This is a genomic window from Pyxidicoccus xibeiensis, from assembly GCF_024198175.1.
GTDB classification, from domain to species: domain Bacteria; phylum Myxococcota; class Myxococcia; order Myxococcales; family Myxococcaceae; genus Myxococcus; species Myxococcus xibeiensis.
In genome coordinates, this window is record NZ_JAJVKV010000006.1 from 115,598 (window position 1) to 139,441 (window position 23,844).

18 protein-coding genes are annotated in these 23,844 nt (G+C 70.9%); 9 read left to right on the plus strand and 9 right to left on the minus strand.

The window, feature by feature from the left end; all coding sequences use genetic code 11:
• Positions 1–7 precede the first annotated feature (7 nt).
• From LXT23_RS27225 to LXT23_RS27240, 4 genes are all read left to right on the plus strand, one after another.
• Entirely contained in the window at positions 8–376 is a 369-nt protein-coding gene (locus tag LXT23_RS27225) for a hypothetical protein (protein WP_253983238.1), read from the plus strand.
• 160 nt (positions 377–536) lie between these two features.
• On the plus strand, positions 537–1,676 hold the full coding sequence (locus tag LXT23_RS27230) for a class I SAM-dependent rRNA methyltransferase (protein ID WP_253983239.1): 1,140 nt from the start codon (positions 537–539) through the stop codon (positions 1,674–1,676).
• 47 nt (positions 1,677–1,723) lie between these two features.
• Positions 1,724–3,310 (plus strand): 3'-5' exoribonuclease YhaM family protein, encoded by a 1,587-nt coding sequence (locus tag LXT23_RS27235; RefSeq protein WP_253983240.1) that lies wholly within the window; start codon positions 1,724–1,726, stop codon positions 3,308–3,310.
• A 14-nt stretch (positions 3,311–3,324) separates the two neighbouring features.
• Positions 3,325–5,301, plus strand: a complete 1,977-nt coding sequence (locus LXT23_RS27240; RefSeq protein WP_253983241.1) for an HD domain-containing phosphohydrolase — start codon at positions 3,325–3,327, stop codon at positions 5,299–5,301.
• A gap of 38 nt (positions 5,302–5,339) precedes the next feature.
• Here the strand turns inward: LXT23_RS27240 and LXT23_RS27245 are convergent, their stop codons facing one another.
• Genes LXT23_RS27245 through metG form a run of 3 tightly spaced genes read right to left on the minus strand, consistent with a single transcriptional unit; the run spans position 5,340 to position 9,200 of the window.
• A complete protein-coding gene (locus LXT23_RS27245) occupies positions 5,340–6,116 on the minus strand; it encodes a TatD family hydrolase (protein ID WP_253983242.1) in 777 nt (258 codons plus the stop codon).
• A complete protein-coding gene (locus LXT23_RS27250) occupies positions 6,113–7,084 on the minus strand; it encodes a HEAT repeat domain-containing protein (RefSeq protein ID WP_253983243.1) in 972 nt (323 codons plus the stop codon). The genes LXT23_RS27245 and LXT23_RS27250 overlap by 4 nt, the downstream gene beginning before the upstream one ends.
• Position 7,085: 1 nt before the next feature.
• Positions 7,086–9,200 (minus strand): methionine--tRNA ligase, encoded by a 2,115-nt coding sequence (gene metG, locus LXT23_RS27255; RefSeq protein ID WP_253983244.1) that lies wholly within the window; start codon positions 9,198–9,200, stop codon positions 7,086–7,088.
• A gap of 115 nt (positions 9,201–9,315) precedes the next feature.
• Between metG and LXT23_RS27260 the strand changes: the two genes are divergently transcribed.
• The gene (locus tag LXT23_RS27260; protein WP_253983245.1) at positions 9,316–10,113 is read left to right on the plus strand and encodes an NRDE family protein; all 798 of its coding nucleotides are present in this window, start codon (positions 9,316–9,318) and stop codon (positions 10,111–10,113) included.
• A 20-nt stretch (positions 10,114–10,133) separates the two neighbouring features.
• On the opposite strand, the gene LXT23_RS27265 is transcribed toward LXT23_RS27260, so the two are convergent.
• The 3 genes from LXT23_RS27265 to holB all read right to left on the minus strand — a co-directional run bounded on the left by LXT23_RS27265 (position 10,134) and on the right by holB (position 13,034).
• Complete coding sequence (locus tag LXT23_RS27265) at positions 10,134–10,592, minus strand: hypothetical protein (RefSeq protein WP_253983246.1); 459 nt, start codon at positions 10,590–10,592, stop codon at positions 10,134–10,136.
• 94 nt (positions 10,593–10,686) lie between these two features.
• Positions 10,687–12,003 carry a DNA polymerase III subunit delta gene (holA, locus tag LXT23_RS27270; RefSeq protein WP_253983247.1) on the minus strand — a complete coding sequence of 439 codons (1,317 nt, stop codon included), beginning with the start codon at positions 12,001–12,003 and terminating at the stop codon, positions 10,687–10,689.
• Positions 12,000–13,034, minus strand: a complete 1,035-nt coding sequence (gene holB, locus LXT23_RS27275) for a DNA polymerase III subunit delta' (protein ID WP_253983248.1) — start codon at positions 13,032–13,034, stop codon at positions 12,000–12,002. Before holB ends, holA begins: the two co-directional genes overlap by 4 nt.
• An 83-nt stretch (positions 13,035–13,117) precedes the next feature.
• On the opposite strand from holB, the gene LXT23_RS27280 reads away from it, so the two are divergent.
• The 3 genes from LXT23_RS27280 to LXT23_RS27290 all read left to right on the plus strand — a co-directional run bounded on the left by LXT23_RS27280 (position 13,118) and on the right by LXT23_RS27290 (position 19,850).
• Positions 13,118–14,608 (plus strand): mechanosensitive ion channel family protein, encoded by a 1,491-nt coding sequence (locus tag LXT23_RS27280; protein WP_253983249.1) that lies wholly within the window; start codon positions 13,118–13,120, stop codon positions 14,606–14,608.
• 151 nt (positions 14,609–14,759) lie between these two features.
• Positions 14,760–16,172, plus strand: a complete 1,413-nt coding sequence (locus LXT23_RS27285; protein ID WP_253983250.1) for an MATE family efflux transporter — start codon at positions 14,760–14,762, stop codon at positions 16,170–16,172.
• A 285-nt stretch (positions 16,173–16,457) separates the two neighbouring features.
• Positions 16,458–19,850: a S8 family serine peptidase gene (locus tag LXT23_RS27290; protein WP_253983251.1), complete on the plus strand. Its 3,393-nt coding sequence runs from the start codon at positions 16,458–16,460 to the stop codon at positions 19,848–19,850.
• A gap of 67 nt (positions 19,851–19,917) precedes the next feature.
• Here LXT23_RS27290 and LXT23_RS27295 read toward each other — a convergent pair whose 3' ends face one another.
• The 3 genes from LXT23_RS27295 to hppD all read right to left on the minus strand — a co-directional run bounded on the left by LXT23_RS27295 (position 19,918) and on the right by hppD (position 22,720).
• Complete coding sequence (locus tag LXT23_RS27295) at positions 19,918–20,268, minus strand: Rieske (2Fe-2S) protein (RefSeq protein ID WP_253983252.1); 351 nt, start codon at positions 20,266–20,268, stop codon at positions 19,918–19,920.
• Between the two features lie 10 nt (positions 20,269–20,278).
• Positions 20,279–21,568 (minus strand): homogentisate 1,2-dioxygenase, encoded by a 1,290-nt coding sequence (gene hmgA, locus LXT23_RS27300; RefSeq protein WP_253983629.1) that lies wholly within the window; start codon positions 21,566–21,568, stop codon positions 20,279–20,281.
• A gap of 78 nt (positions 21,569–21,646) precedes the next feature.
• Positions 21,647–22,720, minus strand: a complete 1,074-nt coding sequence (gene hppD / locus LXT23_RS27305) for a 4-hydroxyphenylpyruvate dioxygenase (protein ID WP_253983253.1) — start codon at positions 22,718–22,720, stop codon at positions 21,647–21,649.
• 327 nt (positions 22,721–23,047) lie between these two features.
• Here hppD and LXT23_RS27310 point away from each other — a divergent pair, with 327 nt between their 5' ends.
• On the plus strand, positions 23,048–23,752 hold the full coding sequence (locus tag LXT23_RS27310; protein WP_253983254.1) for a hypothetical protein: 705 nt from the start codon (positions 23,048–23,050) through the stop codon (positions 23,750–23,752).
• Positions 23,753–23,844: the final 92 nt, after the last annotated feature.

Below are 23,844 nucleotides of genomic sequence, written 5' to 3' on the forward strand. Positions count from 1 at the left end.
GGGCCCCATGCGCTACGTGGTCCGCACGACAGAAGGTGAGCTGACCTACCCGAGCCTGCTCGACGTCGAGAAGGCGTATGTCCAGGGACTGGTGGACCCGGAAGACGAGGTGCGGGAGGAGACGGCCTCCACCTGGCGCAAGGCGGGAAGCCTCCCGACGCTGGCGCAGGCCCGCCGCACCTCCGCCGGCGTGGCCGCCCGGGGGCAGGCGCTGATGGTGATGGGGGTCGTGCTGCTGGGAGGCCTGGCCCTGTCGCTGCTGTTCCGCGACTCGTGGAACCTGCGCCTGATGGGCATCGTCCTCGCCCTGGTGGCCAGCTTCATGCTGACGCGCGTGACGTTCAGGGCCTTCAAGCGCCCGTCCTCCGGCGGCTGAAGTCCCCTGGCCCCGGGCTTCCGGGGCCCGCTCCCTCCCCTGCCCTCCTGCGCGGCGGCCCGGCGCCCGCCGCAAGCTGGCGGCCGGCGGCGCATGTTCTCTCCCGGGAGCACGCCCAGGGGCGACGGTGCCCGGGCACACGCGAGAGGGAGGACACACCTTGCTCAGCACCTATCTGTCCCGGGATGCCGCCCGCCGGCTTCGCCATGGTGCCCCCTGGCTTCGCCGGGAGGACATCGTCTCGATGGAAGGCACGCCCCAGCCCGGTGAGCCCGTGCAGCTCCGGGACGAGGACGGCTCGGTGCTGGGACTGGGCGACGTGGACCTGGAGGCCTCGTACGCGGTGCGTCGGCTGGGCCAGCCGGACGAGGCCGTGGAGGGCCTCATCCCCCGCCACCTCCGCCACGCCTTCGAGCGGCGCGGCCGGCTGGTGGACGACCCGCGCTTCTGCCGGGTGGTGAACGATGACGGGGACGGCCTGCCCGGCCTCGTCGTGGACCGCTACGACACCCACTTCGTGGTGCAGACCCTCACCCGCGCCATGGACGCGCGCCAGGCGGAAATCACCCGCGCGCTGGTGGAGGTGACGGGCGCCGGCTCGGTGCTGCTGCGCAACGACACGCCCCGCCGCAAGGCCCTGAGCCTGCCCACGCAGCGGCCCCACGTCCTCTATGGCACCCCGCCCCGCTGGTGCCGGCTGCTGGAGCTAGGGGCGCGCTTCACCGTGGACCTCACCTACGGGCTGGGCACCGGCTATCAGTACGACCAGCGCGAGCTGCGTCGCATCATCGCCCGCCTGTCCCAGGGCGGCCGGGTGCTGGACGTGGCCTGCAACGTCGGCGGCCTCTTCGTCCACGCGGGCCTGCACGGGGCGCGGCAGCTGCTGGCCTTCGACAGGAACCCGGACTCCGCGGACCTGGCCCGGGAGAACGCCGAGGCCAACGGCCTGCTCGGCCGGGCAACGGTGGAGACGGGCGAGTCGCTCCAGGTGCTTCGCGCCCTGCGGGACACCTTCGACCTGGTCCTCCTGGACACGCCCGGTGTGGGCTCCGAGGAGGCCTTCGTGGAGCAGTTCCGGCACGCCCTGCGGCGCACCCGCCATGGAGGGAAGCTGCTGGTGGCCGGCTACCACCCCCCCCTGCCCGTGGGGGGCTTCGACGAGCTGGTGGCCACCGCCTGCGAGGGGGAGGCCCGCATCGCCACCCGGCTGGCCCGCCTGGGCCTGCCCCCGGACCACCCCACGCTGGTCGGCTCCCCTGGTTCCGAGTACCTCGAAGCCGTGGCCCTCGAAGTGAGCTGACGCCTTCCCCCCACAGCGCCTTCCTGGTGCTAGTGTCCGCCGCCGCAATGACCAACGAAAACGTGCCAGAGACCGCGCCCCCTACCACCCCGGAAGGTTCCGTGGAGACCGTCCGCAAGGTGTACGCGGCGGACCTGCGCGAGAAGGACCGCGTCAACACCGTCTTCCGCGTCACCAAGAAGGAGAAGGTGACCGCGCGCAGCGGCAAGGTGTTCCTCGCCCTGACCCTCGTCGACAAGAGCGGCGAGGTGGACGCGCGCATCTTCGACAAGGTGGACGCGCTCGAGCCCACCTTCCAGTCCGGTGACTTCGTGCTGGTGCAGGGCGGCGTCATCCAGTTCCACGGCCGCACCCAGGTGGTGGTCGAGGCCGTGGAGCGGCTGGACCCGGAGCCCCTGGACCCCAAGGAGTTCGAGCCGCCTCCGGCCCCGCCCGCGGACGCGAAGCCGGCTCAGGACGGCAAGCCCGCGCAGGACGGCAAGGCCGCGCAGGAGGGCAAGCCCGCTGGCGAGGCGAAGGCGTCCGAGAACCGCGCCGACAAGGCCGAGGCCCGGAACACCGAGGGCAAGGAGCCCAAGGGCCCCGAAGGGCGCCATGACGGCGCGGCGGGCGCGCGCGCGGCCGGCCTCATCCGGGAGATGGTCTCCGAGCGCATCAACGACCCGCACGTGAAGCAGCTGCTGCTGGCCTTCCTGGACGACCCGCAGATTGCCGCGGGCCTGCCGGTGGCCCCGGCCGCCAAGGGCATGCACCACGCGTGGCGCGGCGGACTGGCCGAGCACCTGCTGTCGGTGATGCGGCTGACGCTGCGCGTGGCGGACCACTACCCCATGGCGGACCGCGACCTGCTGCTGGCCGGCGCGCTGCTGCACGACGTGATGAAGGTGGCCGAAATCTCCCCGGACAAGGGGTTCGACTACACCGACGAGGGCAAGCTCGTCGGCCACCTGGTGATGACGGCGCAGAAGATTCGCGAGAAGACGCTCGCCATCCCCGGCTTCCCGCCGCTGCTGGAGCAGCACCTCACCCACCTGGTCATCTCCCACCACGGCCACCTCGAGTACGGCAGCCCCAAGGTGCCGATGACGCTGGAGGCGCACATCGTCCACGCGCTCGACTCGCTGGACTCGCGCATCGCCTCGTGGCTGGAGGCCATGCAGAAGGACTCCAACGAGAAGTGGACGGACGTGCTGCGCCACTACGACCGGCAGCTCTGGAAGGGCCCGGCGCCGACGTCGCGCGGCCGCGCCCCGGTGGAGGGCGGCGGAGGCGGCCGCCGCAAGTCCCGCGAGGAGAAGCGCAAGAACCGGGGCGACAAGCCGCAGCAGCAGGCTGCCGCCCCGGCCGAGGGTGCCGCCGCGCCGCAGCCCGCCCGCGACGAGCAGCGCCCGCCCCGCCGCGAGCGCCCGCCCCGCGAGGAGCGTGCGCGCGAGGACCGTCCGCCCCGCGAGGACCGGCCGCCTCGCGAGGATCGTCCTCCCCGTGAGGAGCGTGCGCCCCGGCCTCCCCGTGAGGAGCGCCCGCCGCGAGACCCGAACTCGCTGCCCCGCGAGCTGACCTTCAAGCCGTTCAGCGCGCTGACCTCCATCGCCCCGGCCGGCAACGGTAACGGCGAGGGCTCCTCGGAGAGCTGAGGGACCGAGGCACCATGGCGAAGAGGTTGGGAGAGCGCCTCATCGAGGCGGGCCTCGTCAACGCGGGGGCCGTCGAGCAGGCCCTGGAGCACCAGAAAATCACCGGCCACAAGCTGGGTGACTGCCTGGTGGAGCTGGGGCTGCTCCAGGAGGCGGCGCTGCTGCGCTTCCTGGCCTCGGAGTTCCAGACGCGCTTCGTCACCGCGGACAAGCTGGCCAAGGCGAAGATTGCCACCGAGGTGCTGGACCGGCTTCCGGTGCGCCTGGCGGAAGCGCAGAACGTGCTGCCGCTGGCGGTGGACCCGGAGCGCAAGCTGCTGTCGGTGGTGGCCGCCGAGCCGCAGAACAAGGCGCTGATGGACGAGATTGCCCTCGTCACCGGCATGTCGGAGGTCTACGCGTACGTGGGCCTGCGCAGCGCCATCGCCGCGGCCATCCGCAAGCACTACTACGGCGACCCCACCGCCTTCACCGCGCTGCTGGAGTCCGCCAGCGCGCAGGGCCGAGCGCCCGAAATGGGCTCCCGCCCGGGCGCGGCGGAGCACGGCCGCACCACCACCACCGCGCGCAGCACCATGACGGGCCTCAGCCTCCAGTACCGCATGGAGACGGACCCGCGCATGCGGGTGCAGCGCCCCAGCAGCAGCGGCACCCCGGCCGTCCGCCCCTCCACCCAGCGCCGCGAGCCGGGTGGCCCGCGCGGCATGGTCAGCGACAGCGACTACGTGGAGACGCTGAGCATCATGGTGGGCCTGCTGGAGCAGGACCGGCAGCGCCACCGCGGCCACTCCGCGCAGCTCGCGCGGCAGGCGGGCATCGTCGGCCAGCGCATGGGCATGCCCCACAAGGAGCTGACGGCGCTGGCCATCGCCGCCTACCTGCATGACCTGGGCAAGCCGTCCGAGCGCCACTTCTCCCTGGCCAGCAACGCCGTCAGCCCCGACTGGAAGGCGCAGGCCAAGGTGGCGTGCCGCACGCCCACCAAGCTGTTCGAGACGGTGCACCTGCCCGCGCAGGTGAACACCATCCTCGCCCAGCTCTACGAGGCCTGGGACGGCTCGGGCACGCCCCAGGGCGCCAAGGGCGAGGACATCACCCTGGGCGCGCGCATCCTCGCCGCGGTGGACAGCTTCCTCGAGCTGACGAAGAACCCGGGCAACGCGCTGGGCAAGGCCCTGCCGAAGGAGCAGGCCCTGGAGCACCTGCGCAAGAACGCGGGCGTGCTCTATGACCCGATGGTGGCGGACATCGTCATCCAGCTCCAGAGCGGCGAATTGCTGCGCCACCGGCTGGAGAGCGAAGGCCGGCAGGTGCTCGTCGTGGAGCCGGACGAGGCGGCGCGCGGAGAGCTGCTGGAGGCGGTGCTGAAGCAAGGCCTGGTGGCCCACGCGCTGTCCACGATGGAGGGCGCCCAGGACGGGCTGGCCCGGCAGGACTGCGACGTGCTGGTGGTGAGCCTGCGCCTGGGACAGCAGGAGGTGCTGGAGCTGCTCCAGCAGGCGCGCTCGGCGCCGGAGACAGCGGGGCTGCCCATCCTCGTGGTGGGAGAGCCGGACGCGGCCACGCGCGAGCGGCTGTTGATGGGCGGAGCCACGAGCGTCCTCCCGCCGGGAGACCGGCCCGCGGTGGCCAGCGCGGTGCGCGAGCGCCTGGAAGACCGGGTGCTGCACAACGGCCCGGGCCGCGTGGTGCGCGGCAGCTTCGACGAGCTGCCCCCGCGCGAGCTGCTGCGCACGCTGTCCGGTGGGCTCAAGAGCGGGCGGCTCCAACTGCGCCAGCACACGCTGGAGGGCTTCCTCCACCTGGAGCGCGGCCGCGTCGTCTTCGCATCCTTCGGCGGCATCCTGGGCGAGCCCGCGCTGCAGGCGCTGCTGAAGCTGAAGCAGGCGGACTTCCAGTACGACCCGGACGCGCTGCTGCTCGACGTGCCGCAGATGGACCAGGACCTCCAGGACCTGCAGGCCCTGGCCGGCGCCGTCAACGCGGGGTGAGCCCGGAAGGGCTCAACGCAGGCTGAGCCCGGAAGGGCTCAACGCAGGCTGAGCCCGAAGAGCGCGGAGGCGTTGGCGGTGGTGGTGGCCGCCACCTCTTCCAGCGTCACGCCCTTGAGCTCGGCCACCTTGCGCGCCGTCTCCACCACGTGCGCGGGCTGGTTCTTCCGCCCTCGGTGCGGCACGGGCGCCAGGTACGGGCTGTCTGTCTCCACCATCAGCCTGTCGAGCGGCGCGAAGCGCACCGCGTCCTGCAGCGCCTGCGCGTTCTTGTAGGTGACGACGCCGGAGAGGGACAGGAAGAAGCCCAGGTTCAGGTAGCGCCGCGCCGCGTCCGTGTCGCCCGTGAAGCAGTGGATGACGCCGCGGGACAGCCCCACCTCGCGGAGCACGGCCTCGCAGTCGTCATGCGCGTCGCGCACGTGCACCACCAGCGGCTTGGCCAGCTGGAGTGCCAGGGCGCACTGCCGCCGGAAGACGGTGGCCTGCACTTCCCGAGGCGAGTGGTCGTAGTAGTAGTCCAGGCCCGCCTCGCCCACCGCGCGCACCTCGGGCCGGGCGCACGTCTTCTCCAGCGTGGCGAAGTCCTCTTCCGTGGCGCGCGCGGCCTCGTGGGGGTGGATGCCCAGCGTGGGCGACAGGAAGTCCGGGTGCGCGGCGGCCAGCTCCAGCGCGTTGCCCCAGTCACCGGGCCCGTGGAACTGCCCCACGACAATCGCATGCACCAGGCCGGCGGCGCGGGCACCCTCCAGGATGGCGGCCACGTCCGGGTAGTCCTTCACCTCGAGGTGGCAGTGGGCGTCGACGAGTCTCATGGCTCCTCCAGCAGCTCTTCCAGCTCCCTGCGCGCTTCGGGTGACGCAAAGGTGGGGATGGCGGCGCGCACCCGCTCGCGGCCCTCCGGCAGGGCCAGGCGCCACAGCGCGTCGGCCGCGTCCAGGCGGAAGTCCTCGGTGGCGCGCCGGTCCTCGAGCAACGCGAGCAGCCAGGGCAGCGCCCGCGCGTCGCCCAGCCGCCCCAGCCCGCGCGCGGCGGCGCCCCGCGCGTCGTCCTTCGGGTTCTCCAGAATCTCCCTCAGCCGCTCCAGCGCGCCCTCCGCCTTCACCGCGCCGCACAGCTCCACGGCGAGGGCCCGGTCCTGGCTCCACTTCTTGCGCGTCCGCTGGAGCAGCCAGGTCGAGCCCTCCGCGTCTCCCAGCACCGCCATGACGCCCGCGGCCTGCGTCTTGTCGAAGGCGGGCAGCAGCCACCGGTGGAACAGGCGCTTCACTGCCGGGAGTGCGCGGGGGTCCTCCAGCTCGCCAATGGCGCCCAGCGCGCGGAAGCGCAGCAGGTCCGCGTCCAGCGCCTCGATGAGCACTTCCAGACCCGCGGGGTGCTTCAGGGAGGCGATGCCGCGCGCGGCCTCGAAGCGGACCTCGGGCATGGGGTCCTCCAGCATGCCCGCCAGCGCGCCGCGCAGCTCCGGCCGCGCCAGGTCCGCGAGCCGGCCGGTGGCCTCGAGGCGCACCTGGAACTCCTCGTCGCGCAGCCGGGCGAGGAGCGCGCCGGGGAGCTCCTCCGCGGGCAGCACCACGGCGGCCAGGCTGACGCCGGAGCGGCGCACCTCCGGCTGCCGGTCCGCCAGCAGCCGGGTCAGCGCATCCGTGAAGTCAGGCGCGCGCTCCGGCGCCTCGGAGGCCAGGTGGTAGAGCTGGTCCGCGGCCTCGGCCCGGAACACCGGGCGCTTCTCGCGCTCCAGTGTCAGCAGGGCGCGGTCGCGCTCGGCGCGCCAGTCCGTCACGTCACTTCACCTCGCTGCCGGGCGGCATGTCGCCCGGGTCCAGCAGCGACAGGTCCTTTCCTCCCGAGCCGGCCGTCAGCAGCATGCCGCGCGACTCGATGCCCTTCAGCTTGCGGGGCTTGAGGTTGGCCACCACGACGACGCGGCGTCCGGTGAGCGACTCGGGCGCGTACGCCTCCGCGATGCCGGAGACGATGGTGCGCGGGCCCGTCGGCTCTCCCAGGTCCACGGTGAGCTTCAGCAGCTTGTCCGCGTCCTTCACCTTCTCCGCGGCCAGCACCTTGCCCGACTTGAGCACCACCTTCGCGAAGTCCGCGTACTCGATTTCCCCCGGCGCCTCGCCAGCGCCCGCACCGGGCGAGGCCTGCGTGGCGGGAGGAGCGGCCTTCTTCTCCGCCTTCTTGTCCTTGCCCTCCTTCGCGCCGGCGGGCTTCGCCTCCTGCGCGGCCGGGGCGCCCTCGGGCGTCTTGATGATGGCGTTGACGCGGTCCGGCTCCAGGCGGGGCAGCAGCGGCTCCGGGGTGCCGGTGGGGCGGCTGCGGTCCAGGAGCGGATACTTCGCCCCCTCCAGCGCCTGGAACGTCAGCGCCGGCGCACCCAGCTGGGTGAACAGCTTCTCCGACAGGCGCGGCGTCACCGGGGCGAGCAGCGCGCCCAGGAGGTACACCACGTCCGCCACGTCGGACAGGTCCGCGCGCGCGGCCTCCGCGTCCTTCTTCACCTGGGCCCACGGCGCCTGCGCCTGGACGAAGGCATTCGCGGCCGAGGCAATCTCGGTGATGACGCGGATGGCGTTGCGGTACTCCAGCTTGTCGAACGCGTCGCGCACCTCGGGCACGCGGGCCAGCGCGGACTCCACCAGCGCGCGGCCCGGCCCCTCGGTACGGCCGGGCGCCAGGCGCTTCTCCAGCGGCCCGGCCAGCAGCGACAGGGCGCGGTTGGCCAGGTTGCAGATGTTGTTGACCAGCTCGCCGTTCACCCGCTCGCGGAAGATGGAGAGGCTGAGGTCCAGGTCCTCCACGCCCGCGCCCAGGTTGGCCGCGTAGAAGTAGCGCAGGTAGCTGGGGTCCAGCTGGTCGAGGTAGTCGCGCACCGGGACCATGGTGCCGCGGCTCTTCGACATCTTCTCCCCGTTCACCGTGAGGTGGCCGTGGACCTTGATTTCGTTCGGGATGTGGAAGCCCGCGACGTTGAGCACCGCCGGCCAGAACAGGGCATGGAAGTAGACGATGTCCTTGCCGATGAAGTGGACGATGCGCGAGGGGGCGCCCGCCTCCCAGTAGTCCAGCGCACTCTTCGCCTTCCCCGTCTCCGTCGCCCACTTCTCCGTGGTGGCGATGTAGCCGATAGGGGCGTCCAGCCAGACGTAGAAGAACTTGTCCGTCTCGCCCGGAATCGCGAAGCCGAAGTAGGGCCCGTCGCGACTGATATCCCAGTCCGCCAGGCCCTTCTCGAAGAAGCCCTGGAGCTGGGTGGCGAGACCCGGGTGGATGAAGCCCGGCTTGCGCAGCACCGACTGCAGGAAGTCCTCGTGCCGCGACAGCTTGAAGAACAGGTGCTCGGAGTTCTTGCGCACGGGCGGGGTGCCGCACAGCGCACAGCGCGGCTCGATGAGGTCGGTGGGCGCGTAGGCCTTGCCGCACTTCTCGCAGGCGTCGCCGTACTGGTCGGGCGCCTTGCAGTTGGGACAGGTACCCTTGATGAAGCGGTCCGGCAGGAAGCGGCGGTCCTTCTCGCAGTACGCCTGCTCGATGTTGCGGCGCTCGATGTCCCCCTTCTCCTTCAGCCGCCCGTAGATGAGCTCCGCGTAGTGGCGGTTCTCCGGCGAGTTGGTGGAGTGGAAGTAGTCGAAGCGGATGTCGAGGTCGTGGAAGTCCCGCTGGTGCTCCCCGTGGAACCGGGCGACGAAATCCTCCGGCTTGATGCCCTGCTTCGCCGCGTTGATTTCGATGGGGGTTCCGTGGGTGTCATCCGCACAGAAGTAGACGACGTCCTTGCCGCACGAGCGGAGGAAGCGGACGTAGATGTCGGTTTGCACGTACTCGACGGCGTGGCCGATGTGGACGGGGCCGTTGGCGTACGGAAGTGCGCTGGTGACGAGGATTCTCTCAGCCATGGACTCTCCTGAGGGCGGCGGACCTTAGCCGCTCGGATGGCCGAGGTCATCGACGGCGTGAGGGGCGCGAGCACGAATGCGCCACGGGGCCGCAGATGTTATCGACCGGATACGCATGTGCACCATCGTCATCATTCGCCAGGTCCACCCTGAATGGCCGCTGGTGCTCGCGGCCAACCGGGACGAGTTCTACGCCCGCCCCGCCACCGGTCCCCAGGTCCTCCTGGAGTCCCCTCGCGCCGTCGGGGGACGGGACGTGGAGCGTGGCGGCACGTGGATGGGTATAACCAACGAGGGAGTGTTCGTTGGACTGACAAACCAGCGCGGTGGGCGAAGCCAGGGCCCGGCCCCCCGCTCGCGGGGCGAGGTCGTGCTCAAGGCCCTGGCGGCGGGGAGCGTGGAGGCCATCGACCGCTACCTGGACACCCTCCCCGGCGACGAGTTCCTCCCCTTCAACCTCCTCTACGGGGACGCCCGGGTGCTGCGAGCGGCGTACGCCCGCCGGGGGAGCAGGCAGCTGAGACGGGAAGACGTCCCGCCCGGCATCCACGTGCTGCCCAACGACATGCTGAACGCGCCCGGGATACCCAAGGTGGAGCGGGCCCGGCTGCTGGCGGCGGAGGTGGCCCACCGGCCCTGGCCGGAGCTGGAGGCGGGGCTGAAGGCCCTGCTGGCCGACCCCACCCTGCCGGCACTGGAGCAACTGCCCCCGCTGGCAGACGGAGAGGACCTGCCGCGCGACTTCCTCCAGCGGCTCCAGGCGCTGTGCATCCACACGCCCCTGTATGGCACGCGCTCGTCCAGCATCGTCGCGCTCGCGCCCGGGCGCGTGGGCCACTACCTGGCCTCGGACGCGCCCCCCTGCGAGGGCCCGTGGCGCGACGTCACCGGACTGCTCGCGCCCACCGGCTGACAGCCCCGTCCGCCGGGCGCCTACGAGGTACGCGGGGCCGGCTCGCCCACCAGCACGCGGGCGCGCCCGTCCATGGACAGCGTCACCTCTTCCACCTTCGCGAAGCCCGAGGCCCGGGCCAGCTCGGCCAGGTGCCGCATCCACGGGTTGTAGGGCATCCCGTTGTCCGAGCAGCACGGCACCACGGCGAAGGGCAGCCCGTGCTTCGCGGCGTACTCGATGATGACGCGGGTGGCGCCGTCCGGGTGCATGCCCACCACCAGCTCCGCCTCGCACGGCTCGTCCAGCGTGAAGATGCGCTGGGCATAGGTGACGGGCAGGTGCTTGTGCCGCAAGTCGAACGTGGTGACGGCACGGCCGCGCTTCGTCAGCGCCTCATTGAGCCGCCCCTGCCCGCCCGCCACGTCGAAGACGCGAGGGGCCGCGAAGCGCGACACGAGGAAGTCCGCGAAGAGGTCGAAACGACGTTTGTCCGCCATACGCGCCTCCTCTACCCGAGCCCGGGCCTCCATGCACCCGGAAGCGCTCCGGGGTGGGCCGGACAGGCGGCCCCTCCCCCGTCCGGTCAGGGGCTCAGAGGCCCTTGCACACCGTGGTCAGCAGCCGCTCGATGACCAGCTTCCCGCTGGCCGAGGACTTGAGGGCCAGGTCCGCCTCCGCGCACGCCACCAGCGCGCCCAGCAGCTCCCGGCGCTCGTAGCCGGCGGCGGCCTTCATGCTGAAGGTGAGCGCCCAGGCATTGGGCATCTTCCGCTTGGTGCCCTTCAGCTCCGCCTCCAGCCGGGGCAGCACGCGCGCCTCCACGTCCTTCGCCGTGCGCGGCGGGGTGCCGCCCGCGTAGCGGTGCAGCCACTCGTGGCTCTCCAGCAGGCTTCTCACGATGGACGCCACCGCGCCCAGCAACTGCAGCGCGTGGGTGCCCTGCCCCATCGCGTCCTCCGCGTAGTGCAGCGCGCCCCGGAAGTCGCGCTTCTGCAGGGCCTCGGACAGCTCGAAGAACTCCTCCTCGCGGGCGTGGTGGACCAGCATCGCCACGTCCGTCTTTTCAATCGCGGGCCCCTCCGAGTAGGTGGCCAGCTTCTCCAGCTCCGACTGGAGCAGGCGGATGTTGCCGCCGATGCGCTCCTTGAGCTCGTCCAGCGCGCCGGGGCCCAGCCGCTTCTTGAAGGGCGCCAGGAACTCCTTCGCGATTTCGGAGAGGTCCAGGTCCTTGTGGCGCGCGGCCACCTTGCGCTCGACGACGTGCCCCTTGTCATGGGCCAGCTTCACCAGCGGATTCTTGGCGTCGACTTCAGAGGCCGCCATCACCAGCGCATGGCCGGGCGGCACACCCTTCTGGATGAGCTCCACCAGCGCGGAGGTGTCCCCTTCGGGCGCGGAGATGCGCTCCTCGCGGCAGAAGGCGGCGGCCTCCTTGAGGAAGGCGAGGTCCGCCTCCGCCAGGTCCACGTTGAGCTCGTCCTTCCACTGCTCCACGGACGGAGCGCCGGACTTGCCCGGGTCCAGCTGCTCCACGCCCCAGCCCGCGCGCGCCGCGAGCGCCAGCAGTCGCCGCGCGCCCTCCTTCCGCTTGCCCGCCTTCCACGCCTCGCGCGCCTTGCCCAGCGCGTCCCCCTTGCCCTTCTTGGGCGCGAGGAACTCCGGGTCCCTCACCAGGACCACCTTGCGCCCGGGGAACAGCGGCATCGTGGCCAGCTCCTGCGCCACCTCGCGCGGACTGCCCGCGTCCAGCACGGCCAGGTTGAGCCCCATGGCCGCGTCCGGCACCAGCAGCTTCACCAGCTCGTCCGCCCCCTTGCGGACCAGGAACTCCTCGCCCCACAGGAGGTAGAGCGGCGCCACCTTGCCCGCCTTCGCCTCCGCCAGCACGTCGTCGATATCGGCGCTCATCGCGCGGCCTCCGTGAGCATCTCGATGAGCATGCGCTCCAGTTGCAGCCGGGGCGCGCCGTTGCGGGCAATCGCCGCGCGCGTGCCCTCCAGCAGGGAGTGTCGCCGGTGCAGCGTGGCCTCGGAGGTGCGCGAGGCCACCTCGCGAGCCAGGTCCTTCATGTCCCGGTTGGCCAGCGAGTCCTCCAGCCCGGCCCGGGACAGCGCCACGTCGCGCGTCCACAGCACCAGCAGCTCCAGCGCGCCCTCCGCGTCCTCGCGCGAGCCGCCGTGCGCCTCCGCGAAGCGCAGCAGGGCCACCGCGTTCTCCCCCGTCAGCGCCTCGAAGGCGGTGATGACGTCCTTGCGCTGGGCGAGCGCGTCCACATCCAGCGCCAGCGCGCGGCCCAGGCTGCCACCGGCCATGACGGCCGCGAGCGCGGCGGTGCCCGCGTCCAGCTTGCGCTCCTGCTGCACGCGCTGGGCGACCAGCTCCGCCGGCAGCGGGCCGAAGTGCACCTTGCTGCACCGGCTGCGGATGGTGGGCAGCAGCTTGTCCATGGCGCTGGCCACCAGGATGAGCGTCGTCTCCGAGGGCGGCTCCTCCAGCGTCTTGAGGAAGGCGTTCTGCGCCTGCACGTTCATCGTCTGCGCGGAGACGATGATGGCCACCTTGCGCTTGGACTCCAGCCCGCGCAGGGCCAGCCGCTCCTGGAGGCCTCGAATCTGCTCCACGCGCAGCTCCCGGCTGGGCGTGCCCGTGAAGTCCGAGCGCCCCGCCAGCCCGCGCGACACCCGCTCCTCGTCCGGCATCACCCACGTCACGTCGGGGTGCAGGCCCTTGAGCACCCGCGTGCAGCTCGCGCAGGTACCGCAGCCCACGTCGGGCTGCTCCGGGCAGGTGAGCGCCTGCGCCAGCCCCCCCGCCGCAAGCTCCTTGCCCACACCCTCAGGCCCGGCGAAGAGATACGCATGGTGGACCGCGCCACCCCGAAGTGCCGCCTGGAGTGCATCAATCGCGCGCGGCTGTCCCAGCACTGATGCGAGCGTCATGAGGGGTGTATCCCCGCTCGCGCGGCACCCGTCAACAAGCTGCCTTGACCCCCATGGAAGCCACGGGGGACATTCGGGGGGTCTTGCTTCCCTTCCTCCAGAGCAATCTGTCCCTGGCCGTGGGCGCGTTGCTGGTGCTGGTGCTGCTGGCCGTGCGCACCGGTACGGGCGACAAGGACCTGAAGAGGGACCTGAACGGGGCCATCCGGCTGCTGGTCGCCTTCCTGGTGCTGCGGCTGACGGCCTGGGCGCTGCCGGAGGCGACGCCCCAGGCGCTGCTGACGACCGTCCGCGTCGGCTGGATGCTGACGGCCGCCTTCGGGCTCATCCGCACGGGCGTGGCCTTCGGGCTGAAGCTGATGCGGCTGCGGGCCGCGTCGGTGGCGCCGCCCAAGATTCTCCGGGACGTCATCGACTTCACGCTGTACACGCTGGCGGCCGTCCCCATCCTCAAGACGCAGCTCTCCCTGGACCTCACGGGCCTGGTGGCGACGTCCGCGGTGCTGTCGGTGGTGATGGGCCTGGCGCTCCAGGAGACGCTGGGCAACCTCTTCGCGGGGCTGTCGCTGCAGCTCGACAGGCCCTTCGAGGTCGGCGACTTCATCCGCATCGGCAGCCACTCCGGGCGGGTGGTGTACATCGGCTGGCGCTCCATCCGGCTGTCCACGTTCCGGCGCGAAATCATCACCCTGCCCAACAGCATGGTGGCCAAGGAGCTGGTGCAGAACTTCTCCCAGGACCAGGAGCCGGTGGGCGTGGACGTCGAAATCCGCCTGTCGCACGACGCGCCGCCCAACCAGGTGAAGACGGCGCTGCTCGAGGTCATGCGGGAGATTCCGCAGATTCTCGTGGAGCCGCCGCCCATGTCGCGCACGCTGGCGTACGACGAGTCCGCCATCCGCTACATGGTGCGCTTCTTCCTGGCGGACTACGGGCTGGCGGACGCGGTGAAGGAGGACCTGCACACCCGGCTCTGGTACCGGCTGCGGCGGGAGAACATCGAGATTCCGTACGCGCAGCGCACGGTGCACGTGCGGCAGCAGGTGGCGCGCACGGAGCTGTCCGAGGACACGGTGCGCGGCCTGCTGCGCGCGGTGGACGTCTTCCAGCCCCTGGGCACCGAGGACCTGGACCGGCTGCGCCAGGAGGTGCTGGTGCGGCGCTTCGGCAAGGGCGAGCGCATCATCCAGGAGGGCGACGAGGGCAGGACGTTCTACGTGCTCGCGTCCGGCGAGGTCAGCGTGCGCGCCGGCAAGGCCCAGGCGGAGGTGACGCGGCTGGGGCGCGGCGGCTTCTTCGGGGAGATGTCGCTGCTGACGGGCGAGCGGCGCTCGGCCACGGTGGTGGCGGTGGAGGACTCGCTGCTGCTGGAGGTGGACCGACCCACCTTCGCGCGCCTGTTCGAGCAGTACCCCGGGCTGGCGCGGCAGCTGTCCGCACTGCTCGCCCAGCGCAGGACGCAGCTTCGCGCCCTGGCCCAGGCCAGCGGCGGCGGCGCGGACGCCATCCCCGCCGAGGTGGGCCGCATCCTCGGAAGGCTGCGGCAGATTTTCGGACTCAGCGCCACGGAGTGACGGCGGAAAAGCCCCCCTGCTCCCGCCGCATCGTTGAGACTCCAATCAACCGGGAGTGCGCGAAGACACACCCGTGGAGCAGTGAGCAGGCGCCCGGGGTGACGCGGATTGTCACTCGACGCGCCGCCACCGGCATGCGAGACGCCGGTGCATGGAAGTCGCAGCACCGTCGCCCTCGCCGCACGACACACACGCGCAACCGCACCTGGGGCTGTTCCGGCTGACGTGGCCCATCTTCCTGGAGCTGCTGCTCTTCATGATGATGGGGACCGCGGACACGCTGATGCTCAGCGGCGTGTCGGATGACGCCGTCTCCGCGGTGGGCGTCGTCAACCAGTATGTCTTCATCTGCATCCTCATCATGGAGGTCATCGGCAACGGCGCGGCCATCGTCGTCGCCCAGTACCTCGGCGCCCGGCGCACGGAGGAGGCGGCGCGCATCGCCGCGCTCTCAATCACCCTGAACCTGGGCCTGGGCCTCGCCGTCAGCGCGGGCCTGCTGCTGTTCGGGGACCGCATCCTCGGCGGGATGAACCTCCAGGGCCCGGTGCTCGCGCACGCGCGCACGTACCTGCACGTCGTGGGCGGGTTCCTCTTCCTCCAGGCGCTCATCAACGTCTTCGCCAGCCTCATCCGCACGTATGGCTTTACCAAGGAGTCGATGTTCGTCTCCCTGGGGATGAACGTGCTGCACGTGGCCGGCAATGCCGTGCTCATCTTCGGCCACCTGGGCCTGCCGGCGCTGGGCGTGGCTGGCGCCGCCGTCTCCACCGTGGTCAGCCGCGCCGTCGCGCTCGGCGTCTTCGTCTGGGTGCTCTACCGCGTCATGCCCGTCCGGATGGTGCTCCGCGACTACGTGACGCTGTCGAAGGACTACGTCCGCAAGATTCTCAAGGTGGGCCTGCCCTCCGCCTTCGAGCAGCTCACCTACCAGGCCTGCCAGACGGTGTTCCTGTACTACGTCACCTTCCTCGGCCCCGTCGCCCTGGCCTCGCGGCAGTACGCGCACTCCATCTCCCAGTATGTCTTCCTGGGCAGCCTGGCCATCGGCATGGGCACCGCCATCGTCGTGGGGCGGCTGGTGGGCGCCCACCGCGCGGACGAGGCGTACCGCCGCGCCCTGCAGAGCCTGAAGTGGGGCCTGGCCCTCACCGTCGGGGTGGACGTGGCCGTCATCCTCGTGCGCGAGCGGCTCGTCAGCCTGTTCACCGACAATGGCGACATCCTCCGCGTGACGTCCCAGGTCATCGTCCTGGGCCTCCTCCTGGAGACGGGCCGGGCCTTCAACCTCGTCCTCATCAACGCGCTGCGGGCCGCCGGTGACGCCACCTTCACCGTCTACATGGGCATCCTGTCCATGGTCTGCATGAGCCTGCCCCTGGGCTACTACCTCGTCTTCAAGCTCGACCTCGGGCTGGGCGGCGTGTGGCTCGCCGTCGCCGCCGACGAGTGGGTGCGCGGCATCACCATGTGGCTCCGCTGGCGCAGCCGCGCCTGGGAACAGCAGTCCCTCGTGGCCCCCTCCGAGCCCGTGGCACCGCCCGCCACCGCGCTCGGCGCCTGAGGCACTTTCACCCCACCCCTTCCCCTCCCCCGCGCCCATGGCGTGACGGTGGATGTGTGCCCGTGGATTGAAAGATTTTTCGCATTATCCCGTGAAGATTTGGCTTCCGAGACGTTGTGATTTTGCCTGGGGGAGATGCGTGTGGCCCGTCACGACGGCCCGGGTGTGGGACTCACATCCTTCGCGTGCAAAGCCAACCACGCAGGGGGTGTGCCGGCACGGGCATGAGGGGGGGCGTCGAAGACGGACGCTCGAGCCAAACCACAACCAAGGAGTACTCAAGACATGCGAACCCCGTTCTCATGGCTGACGGACCCGCTGCGTCCGCTGGCCCTCTCCATCCTCGGCACCAGCCTGCTGGCGCCGCTGCCTGTCTTTGCGGCGGACAAGTCCTCCGCCGACGCGCGTCCCGCCGAGGAGATGCTGGCCACACGCACCTCCGCGCTGGCGCCCGCGCGCGTCGTCGACCTGGGTCGGTCCACCCCCGCTGAAGACGGGCCGAGCCGTGGCATCGCCCCGGTGTCCCATGGCCGCTATGCCCTGACCACCAGCGAGGGCCTCACCTTCCATCGCACCGACCGGCCCGTGCGCGGCCTGCGCACCATCGACGTGTCCGGCTCCTCGCTCCAGCTCTATACGTGGGACGAGCAGCAGGCGGACGGCACCCAGAAGTCGCACTACGCCTTCAGCCGCGGCGGGCTGCTGCCCGTCGGCCGCGTGCAGGAGACGACGTACCAGGTCCGCCTCCAGGAGTCGCAGTTCGACCCGCTGCGCACGCCCGAGCCCCTGCGCACGGGCATCCTGTCCGCGGACGCGGGCAACCAGCTGCACCTGGTGCAGTTCCTGGCCGCGCCCATGCCCGAGTTCCGCGAGGCCATCGAGGCCGCGGGCGGCAAGGTGCTGCGCTTCCTCACCGACCACACCTACCTGGTGGAGATGAACCGGGACGTGAAGTCGCGCGTGGCGCAGCTCGGCTACGTGCGCTGGATTGGTGACTACCACCCCGAGTACCGCCTGGAGCGCGAGCTGCGTGACTCCCTGATGGGCGTGGCGCCGCGCCTGCCGGAGACGCAGCGCTACTCCATCATGCTGGGCGAGGGCGGCCGTGGCCGCCAGGACGCCGTGGCCAGGCTGGTGGAGCGCGTGGGCGGCAAGGTCGCCCTCATCGAGGACGGCGGCCTGCGCGTCGAGGCGACGCTCACCCAGGAGCAGCTCCAGCAGGTGGTGCGCGCCAACGAGGTGCAGTTCATCGACCGGTGGGGCGGACCCGGTGAGACGGACATGAACGCCGTCCGCGAGCTGGGCGGCGCCAACCACCTGGAGACGCTGAAGGGCTGGACGGGCCAGGGGGTGCGCGGAGAAATCTTCGACACCGAGCTGCTCCCCACCCACCAGGAGTGGCCCCACACGCCCATCATCCACAGCACGGGGACCACGGGCGGCCTCCACGGCACGTCCGTCTACAGCAACATCTTCGGCCGGGGCACGGTGGCCAACGCGCGCGGAATGATTCCCAGCGGCCAGGGCATCTTCTTCCGCTACAACGAGTCCTCCCAGTTCGGCGGCGCCATCTCCCGCTACACCATCAACCAGGAGCTGACGGACCCGAACGGCCCGTACCGCGCCGTGTTCCAGACGTCGAGCGTGGGCAGCGCCCTGACGACGTCGTACACCACCATCTCCGCCGAGGTGGATGACTACCTCTTCAAGCACCCCATCCTCAGCACGCAGTCGCAGAGCAACGCGGGCAGCCGCAGCTCGCGGCCGCAGGCGTGGGCGAAGAACATCGTCTCGGTGGGCGCCTTCTACCACAACGACACCGTCAGCCGGACGGATGACGTGTGGAGCTTCAGCGGCAGCATCGGCCCCGCGGCGGACGGCCGCATCAAGCCGGACCTGTCGTACTTCTACGACATGATCCACTCGGCCACCGGCTCGGGGAACGCCAACTACACCGAGTTCGGCGGCACCAGCTCCGCGACGCCGCAGACGGCGGGCCACTTCGGCCTGCTGTTCCAGATGTGGCACAACGGCGTGTGGTCCGGCCACGGCGGCGGCGCGGACGTCTTCGCCAGCCGGCCGCAGATGGCCACCGCCAAGGCGCTGATGATCAACATGGCGCACCGCTACAACTGGCTGGCGGGCGGCAGCAACGCGGACATCGACCGCAACAAGCAGGGCTGGGGCACCTCCGACGTGAAGCGCCTGCTGGACCGCGCGTCCGTCACCAGCATCATCAACGAGACGGACGTGCTCGCCCCGCTGGGGGTCAAGGGCTACAACGTCAGCGTCGCCGCGGGGCAGACCGAGCTGAACGTCACCATGGTCTACACCGACCCGATGGGCACCGTGGGCGCCGCCCAGGCGCGCATCAACGACCTGTCGCTGCGTGTGACGTCGCCCTCGGGCGTCGTGTACTGGGGCAACAACGGCCTGACGGCGGGCAACACGTCCACCTCGGGCGGAGTGTCCAACAAGGTCGACACGGTGGAGAACGTCTTCCTGGCCAACCCCCAGGCGGGCATCTGGCGGGTGGACGTGTTCGCGGACGAGCTCGTCCAGGACGCGCGCCTGGAGACGCCGGGCGTGGTGGACGCGGACTACGGCCTGGTGGTGAGCGGCGGCCGCATCATCGCGGGCGACCCGGAGATGACCCTGCCGAGCTACGGCAGCACCTTCACCAGCCCCACGCTGACGCGCGGCCTGTGGTTCACCTCGCCCACCCAGTTCACCATCACCGGCCTGCAGGTCCCCAACGAGGCTGGCCACGCGCTGCAGAACATCGAGGTGGTGCGCTTCAACCCGGGCGTGACGCCGCCGACGTTCGCCTCCACCACCAACGCCTTCACGTCGCTGTTCCGCGCGGCGGGCGTGTCCTCCGGGCAGATCATCTCCGTGAAGATTCCCGTCTTCGCCGGTGACGTCATCGGCATCCTGGGCGCCACGGGTGACGCCACGAACATGTACAACTCGTACTCCACCGGCAACAGCGGCACGTACGTGACGCACATCAACGGCCAGCCCGTGACGCTGAACCGCCTGGGCATGCAGTACAATCTGGCCAGCAACACGGCCCGGGAGCTGTTCAACTCGTCGGGGGCCATCTCCCGCGTCCGGATGCTCTACACCACCAACAACCAGGTGCCGGCGCCGCCCTTCAGCAGCACCTTCAGCGGCGCAACCTTCACGCGCGGCCTGTGGTTCACCGCGCCCACCAGCTTCATCCTCACCGGTGTGCAGGTGCCCAACGAGGCCGGCCACGCGCTGCAGAACGTCCAGGTGGTGCGCTTCAGCCCCGGCGTGACGCCGCCCGCCTACTCCACCACCACCGACTCCTTCACGTCGCTGTTCCGCTCCGTCGGCCAGCCGTCGGGCCAGGTGCTGCGGACCTTCGTCCAGGTCAACGCTGGAGACGTGATTGGCGTGCTGGGCGCCACGGGTGACGCCACCATGATGCACAACTCGTACTCGTCCAGCATCAGCGGGACGTTCAACGGCCACATCTTCGGCCAGCCGGTGACGCTGTATCGCCTGGGCATGCAGTTCAACCTCGCGAGCACCAGCGCCACGCAGCTGTGGACCGAGGCGGCCGGCAGCATCAGCCGCGTGTCGCTGTTCTACACGCGGGTGGGCGCGCTCCGGGGCGAGGAGCGCACGGCCAGCCTGACGCTGCACTAGTCAAGGCGCTGTGACGTGACACAGGAGGGCCCGTCCGGGACGTCTGTCCGGGCGGGCCCTTCGCGCTTCAGGCGGTGAACACCACCCCGTCCTCCACCCGCACGGGCCAGGGCGTGAGCCGGGCGCCCGCGCAGGGGCCTCCCACGCACAGCCCGTCCTTCGGCTGGAAGAGGGCGCCATGCCAGGAGCAGGCGATGAGCGACCTGTCCGGCGTGAGGTACCCGTCCAGCTTCTGCGCCAGCGGCAGGCCCGCATGGGGACAGCGGTCCACGTAGCCGTGGACCTCGTCGCCCACGCGCACCAGGAAGCCGTGGAAGTACGCGTCGCCTATCTGCAGCACCAGGTTGCGCGCGCCAGGGTCCTCGAGCGCGGACACCGGCAACAGCCGCACGTCCGGCGGCGTCGTCCAGACCTTCACGGCGCGCGCCTCAGGGCAGCTTCGCCTTCTGGAAGCCGGACCAGCAGTGGTCGTAGTCGGACTGCAGCGTCGGGCTCTCCATGGCGGAGCGCGTCGGCCGGATGACCCAGCGCGACTCGAACATGAAGGCCAGCGTGTCCTTAAGCTTGTGCGGCTTCAGGTCCGCGTGGATGGCCTGCTCGTAGCTGGCCTGGTCCGGCCCGTGGCCGCTCATGCAGTTGTGCAGCGAGGCCCCGCCCGGCGCGAAGCCACCGGCCTTGGCGTCGTAGACGCCGTGCACCAGGCCCATGAACTCGCTCATCACGTTGCGGTGGAACCAGGGTGGCCGGAAGGTGTGCTCGGCCACCATCCAGCGCGGCGGGAAGATGACGAAGTCGCAGTTGGCCGTGCCCGGAAGCTCGCTCGGCGACGTGAGCACCGTGAAGATGGACGGGTCCGGGTGGTCGAAGCTCACCGTGTTGATGGTGTTGAACCGGGACAGGTCGTACTTGTACGGGGCGAGGTTGCCGTGCCAGGCGACCACGTCCAGCGGCGAGTGGTCGAACCGGGACTCCCACAGCCGCCCCAGGAACTTCTGCACCACCAGGGTGGGCCGGTCCACGTCCTCGTAGGCCGCCACGGGCGTCAGGAAGTCGCGCGGGTTGGCCAGGCCGTTCGCCCCGATGGGGCCCAGGTCCGGCAGCCGGAAGAAGGCGCCGTGGTTCTCACAGACGTAGCCGGAGGCCTGCCCGTCCGGCAGCTCGGCCCGGAAGCGCACGCCGCGCGGCACCACCGCGATTTCGCCCGGCGCCACGTCCAGCACGCCCAGCTCCGTCACGAGGCGCAGCTTCCCGGCGCCCGGGACGATGAGCAGCTCGCCGTCCGCGTCGTAGAACACCTTGTCCGTCATGGACCGGTTGGCGGCGTACAGGTGGATGCTGATGCCCGCGCCCGTCGCCGGGTCGCCGTTGCCGCCGTAGGTGCTGAGCCCCTCGATGAAGTCCGTGGGCTGCGCCGGGGGCGGCCGCGGGTCCCACCGCAGCCGGTTGGGCGAGACGGGCACCTCGTCGAAGGGGCCGCTGCGCAGCAGCCCCTGCGGGTGGGGCTGGTACGCGGGGTGGTTGGCGCTGGGCCGGATGCGGTAGAGCCACGAGCGCCGGTTCTCCCGGCGCGGGGCGGTGAAGGCGGCGCCGGAGAGCTGCTCCGGGTAGAGCCCGAAGGGCGCCCGCTGCGGCGAGTTCTGCCCTTCGGGGAGCGCGCCGGGGACGGCCTCCGTCGCGAACTCGTTGCCGAAGCCGGAGAGGTAGCCGCCGGGGGCCATCTTCAGGGTGCTCCTGGGAGTGGTCCCGGCCTGCGTGTCGGTCGTCACTGGGTGCGTCCTCCGCGGCTCCGAGAGGGCCTAGCGCTTCGTGTCGACCTTGATCACGCCGCGGCGGATCTGGTCAAGCTCGATGGACTCGAAGAGCGCCTGGAAGTTCCCGTTACCGAACCCCTCGTTGCCCTTGCGTTGGATGATCTCGAAGAAGATGGGCCCGAAGAGGTTCTCGGTGAAGATCTGCAGCAGCAGCCCCTCCTGCTCGTTGCCGTCGATGAGGATGCGGTTCTTCCGCATCCGCGCCAGGTCCTCGCCGTGGTTGGGGATGCGCTTGTCGACGAGGTCGTAGTAGGTCTCGATGGTGTCCTGCAGGGCCACGCCGCGCTCGCGCAGCCGCTCCACGGTGCCGTAGATGTCGCGCGTGGTGAGCGCCAGGTGCTGGATGCCCTCGCCGTTGTACTGGCGGATGAACTCTTCAATCTGCGACTTGTCGTCCTGGCTCTCGTTCAGCGGAATCCGGATGTTGCGGTCCGGGGCAATCATCGCCTGGCTGAACAGGCCCGTGGCCTGGCCCTTGATGTCGAAGTACTTCTGCTCGGCGAAGCCGAAGATGCGGCTGTAGAAGGCCGACCAGGTGCGCATCTGGCCGCGGCGCACGTTGTGCGTCAGGTGGTCCAGCGACTCCAGGCCCACGCTGTTGCGGGCCTCGGCCTCGTCCGCGCCGGGAATCTTCACCCAGGAGTCATAGAGCGAGCCCTTCGCCCCGTGGCGGTCGACGAGATAGAGCAGGCTGCCGCCGATGCCCTCCAGGACATAGGAGCCCTCGCCCAGCGCGCCCCGGGAGGGGTCCGCCGCGCGGGCGCCGCGCTCCAGGGCCATCTCGTAGGCCCGCCGGGCATTGCCCACGCGGAAGGCCATGCCGTTGGCCGAGGGGCCGTGGGCCGCGCGGAACTCGGCGACCTGGCCCGTCGTCTCGCGGTTGATGAGCAGGTTGATGCCGCCCTGCTTGTAGCGGACCAGGTCCTTGCTCGGGTGCTTGGAGTACGCGGTGAACCCCAGCCGCTCCAGCAGCCTGACCATCACCTCCGGCGCGGGGCTCGTGAACTCCACGAACTCGAATCCGTCCAGGCCCAGCGGGTTCTCAGCCGTCTCCACCATGACACCGCCTCCGTGCTTCGCGTGGGGGCGCGCCGCCTGCCGCGCCCGAAGGGTCGAGGTCCCTCTTCGGAACCATTCGCGGCGCAAGGTAAGGACGGGGGTGGACAACGAAAAGTACAAAGCACAGGCAGAGACTGTCAGCCGTCCGCACAATGCAATGCGCCATGAACGGCGCCGGGAAGGCGCCCTCCGCGGCGGGTGGAGGGGGCCGAATCCTACCTTCCGGGGTGGAGCCGGAGCCCCCCGCCCCCGCAGCCGGCCCACCGAGGGAATGTCAGACCCCTCCGGTAGTCTCCTTTCATCAACGAAGCCGAAAGGAAGGCCGCCATGTCCACGACCACGACCATGACCACGACCACTCCTCGCGAGAACCCGCGCGTCTCCGTCAACAAGCTGGGCCAGTACCTCACCGCGACGCCGTCGCTCCGCAAGCGCATCATCCACGGACAGAAGCACCCGGTGGACCCGCAGTACCTGCGCTACCCCGCCGCGGCGCAGGCCATCGTCGAGTTCCTCTGCGAGGGCCGCGACGAGGTCATCCTGCGCTACCACCAGCGTCGGCTGCTGAACGCCATGCCGGAGTCGGACTTCGACGCGCACCGCCTGGCGCTGTGCGCCGAGGCCCTGCAGCGCTGCCTCGTCGCCTCGGAAGGCCTGGCCAGCAAGGCCATTGCCAGCCCCGCGGACGCGGAGCTGCCGCCGCTGGAGCTGTCCGGCGTGGCCATCAGCGTGCGCCCGGAGGTGCTGCTGCGCAGCGTGGACGCGCAGGGGCAGATGCGCTCCGGCCTGCTGAAGCTCTACTTCTCCAAGCACACGCCGCTGGATGAGCGCGCGGGGCAGTACATCGCCACCGTGCTGCACCGCTACGCCGAGCAGCGGCTGGAGCAGCGCGGCCCGGTGGACCCGCGCCTGGTGGGCGTCTTCGACGTGTTCGCGGGCCGGCTGTTCCTCGCGCCCCGCGCCCAGCAGCGGCGGATGAACGACGTGCTGCTCGCGTGCGAGGAGATTGCCGCGCGCTGGCACGTGAACTGACCCGCGTCATGGCGGCCGGCACGCGCGCCCCTCCCCGCGCGCCGGCCGCCCTCGGTGACGGGCACCGGGCACCCGGCCACGGCTCCAAGCCC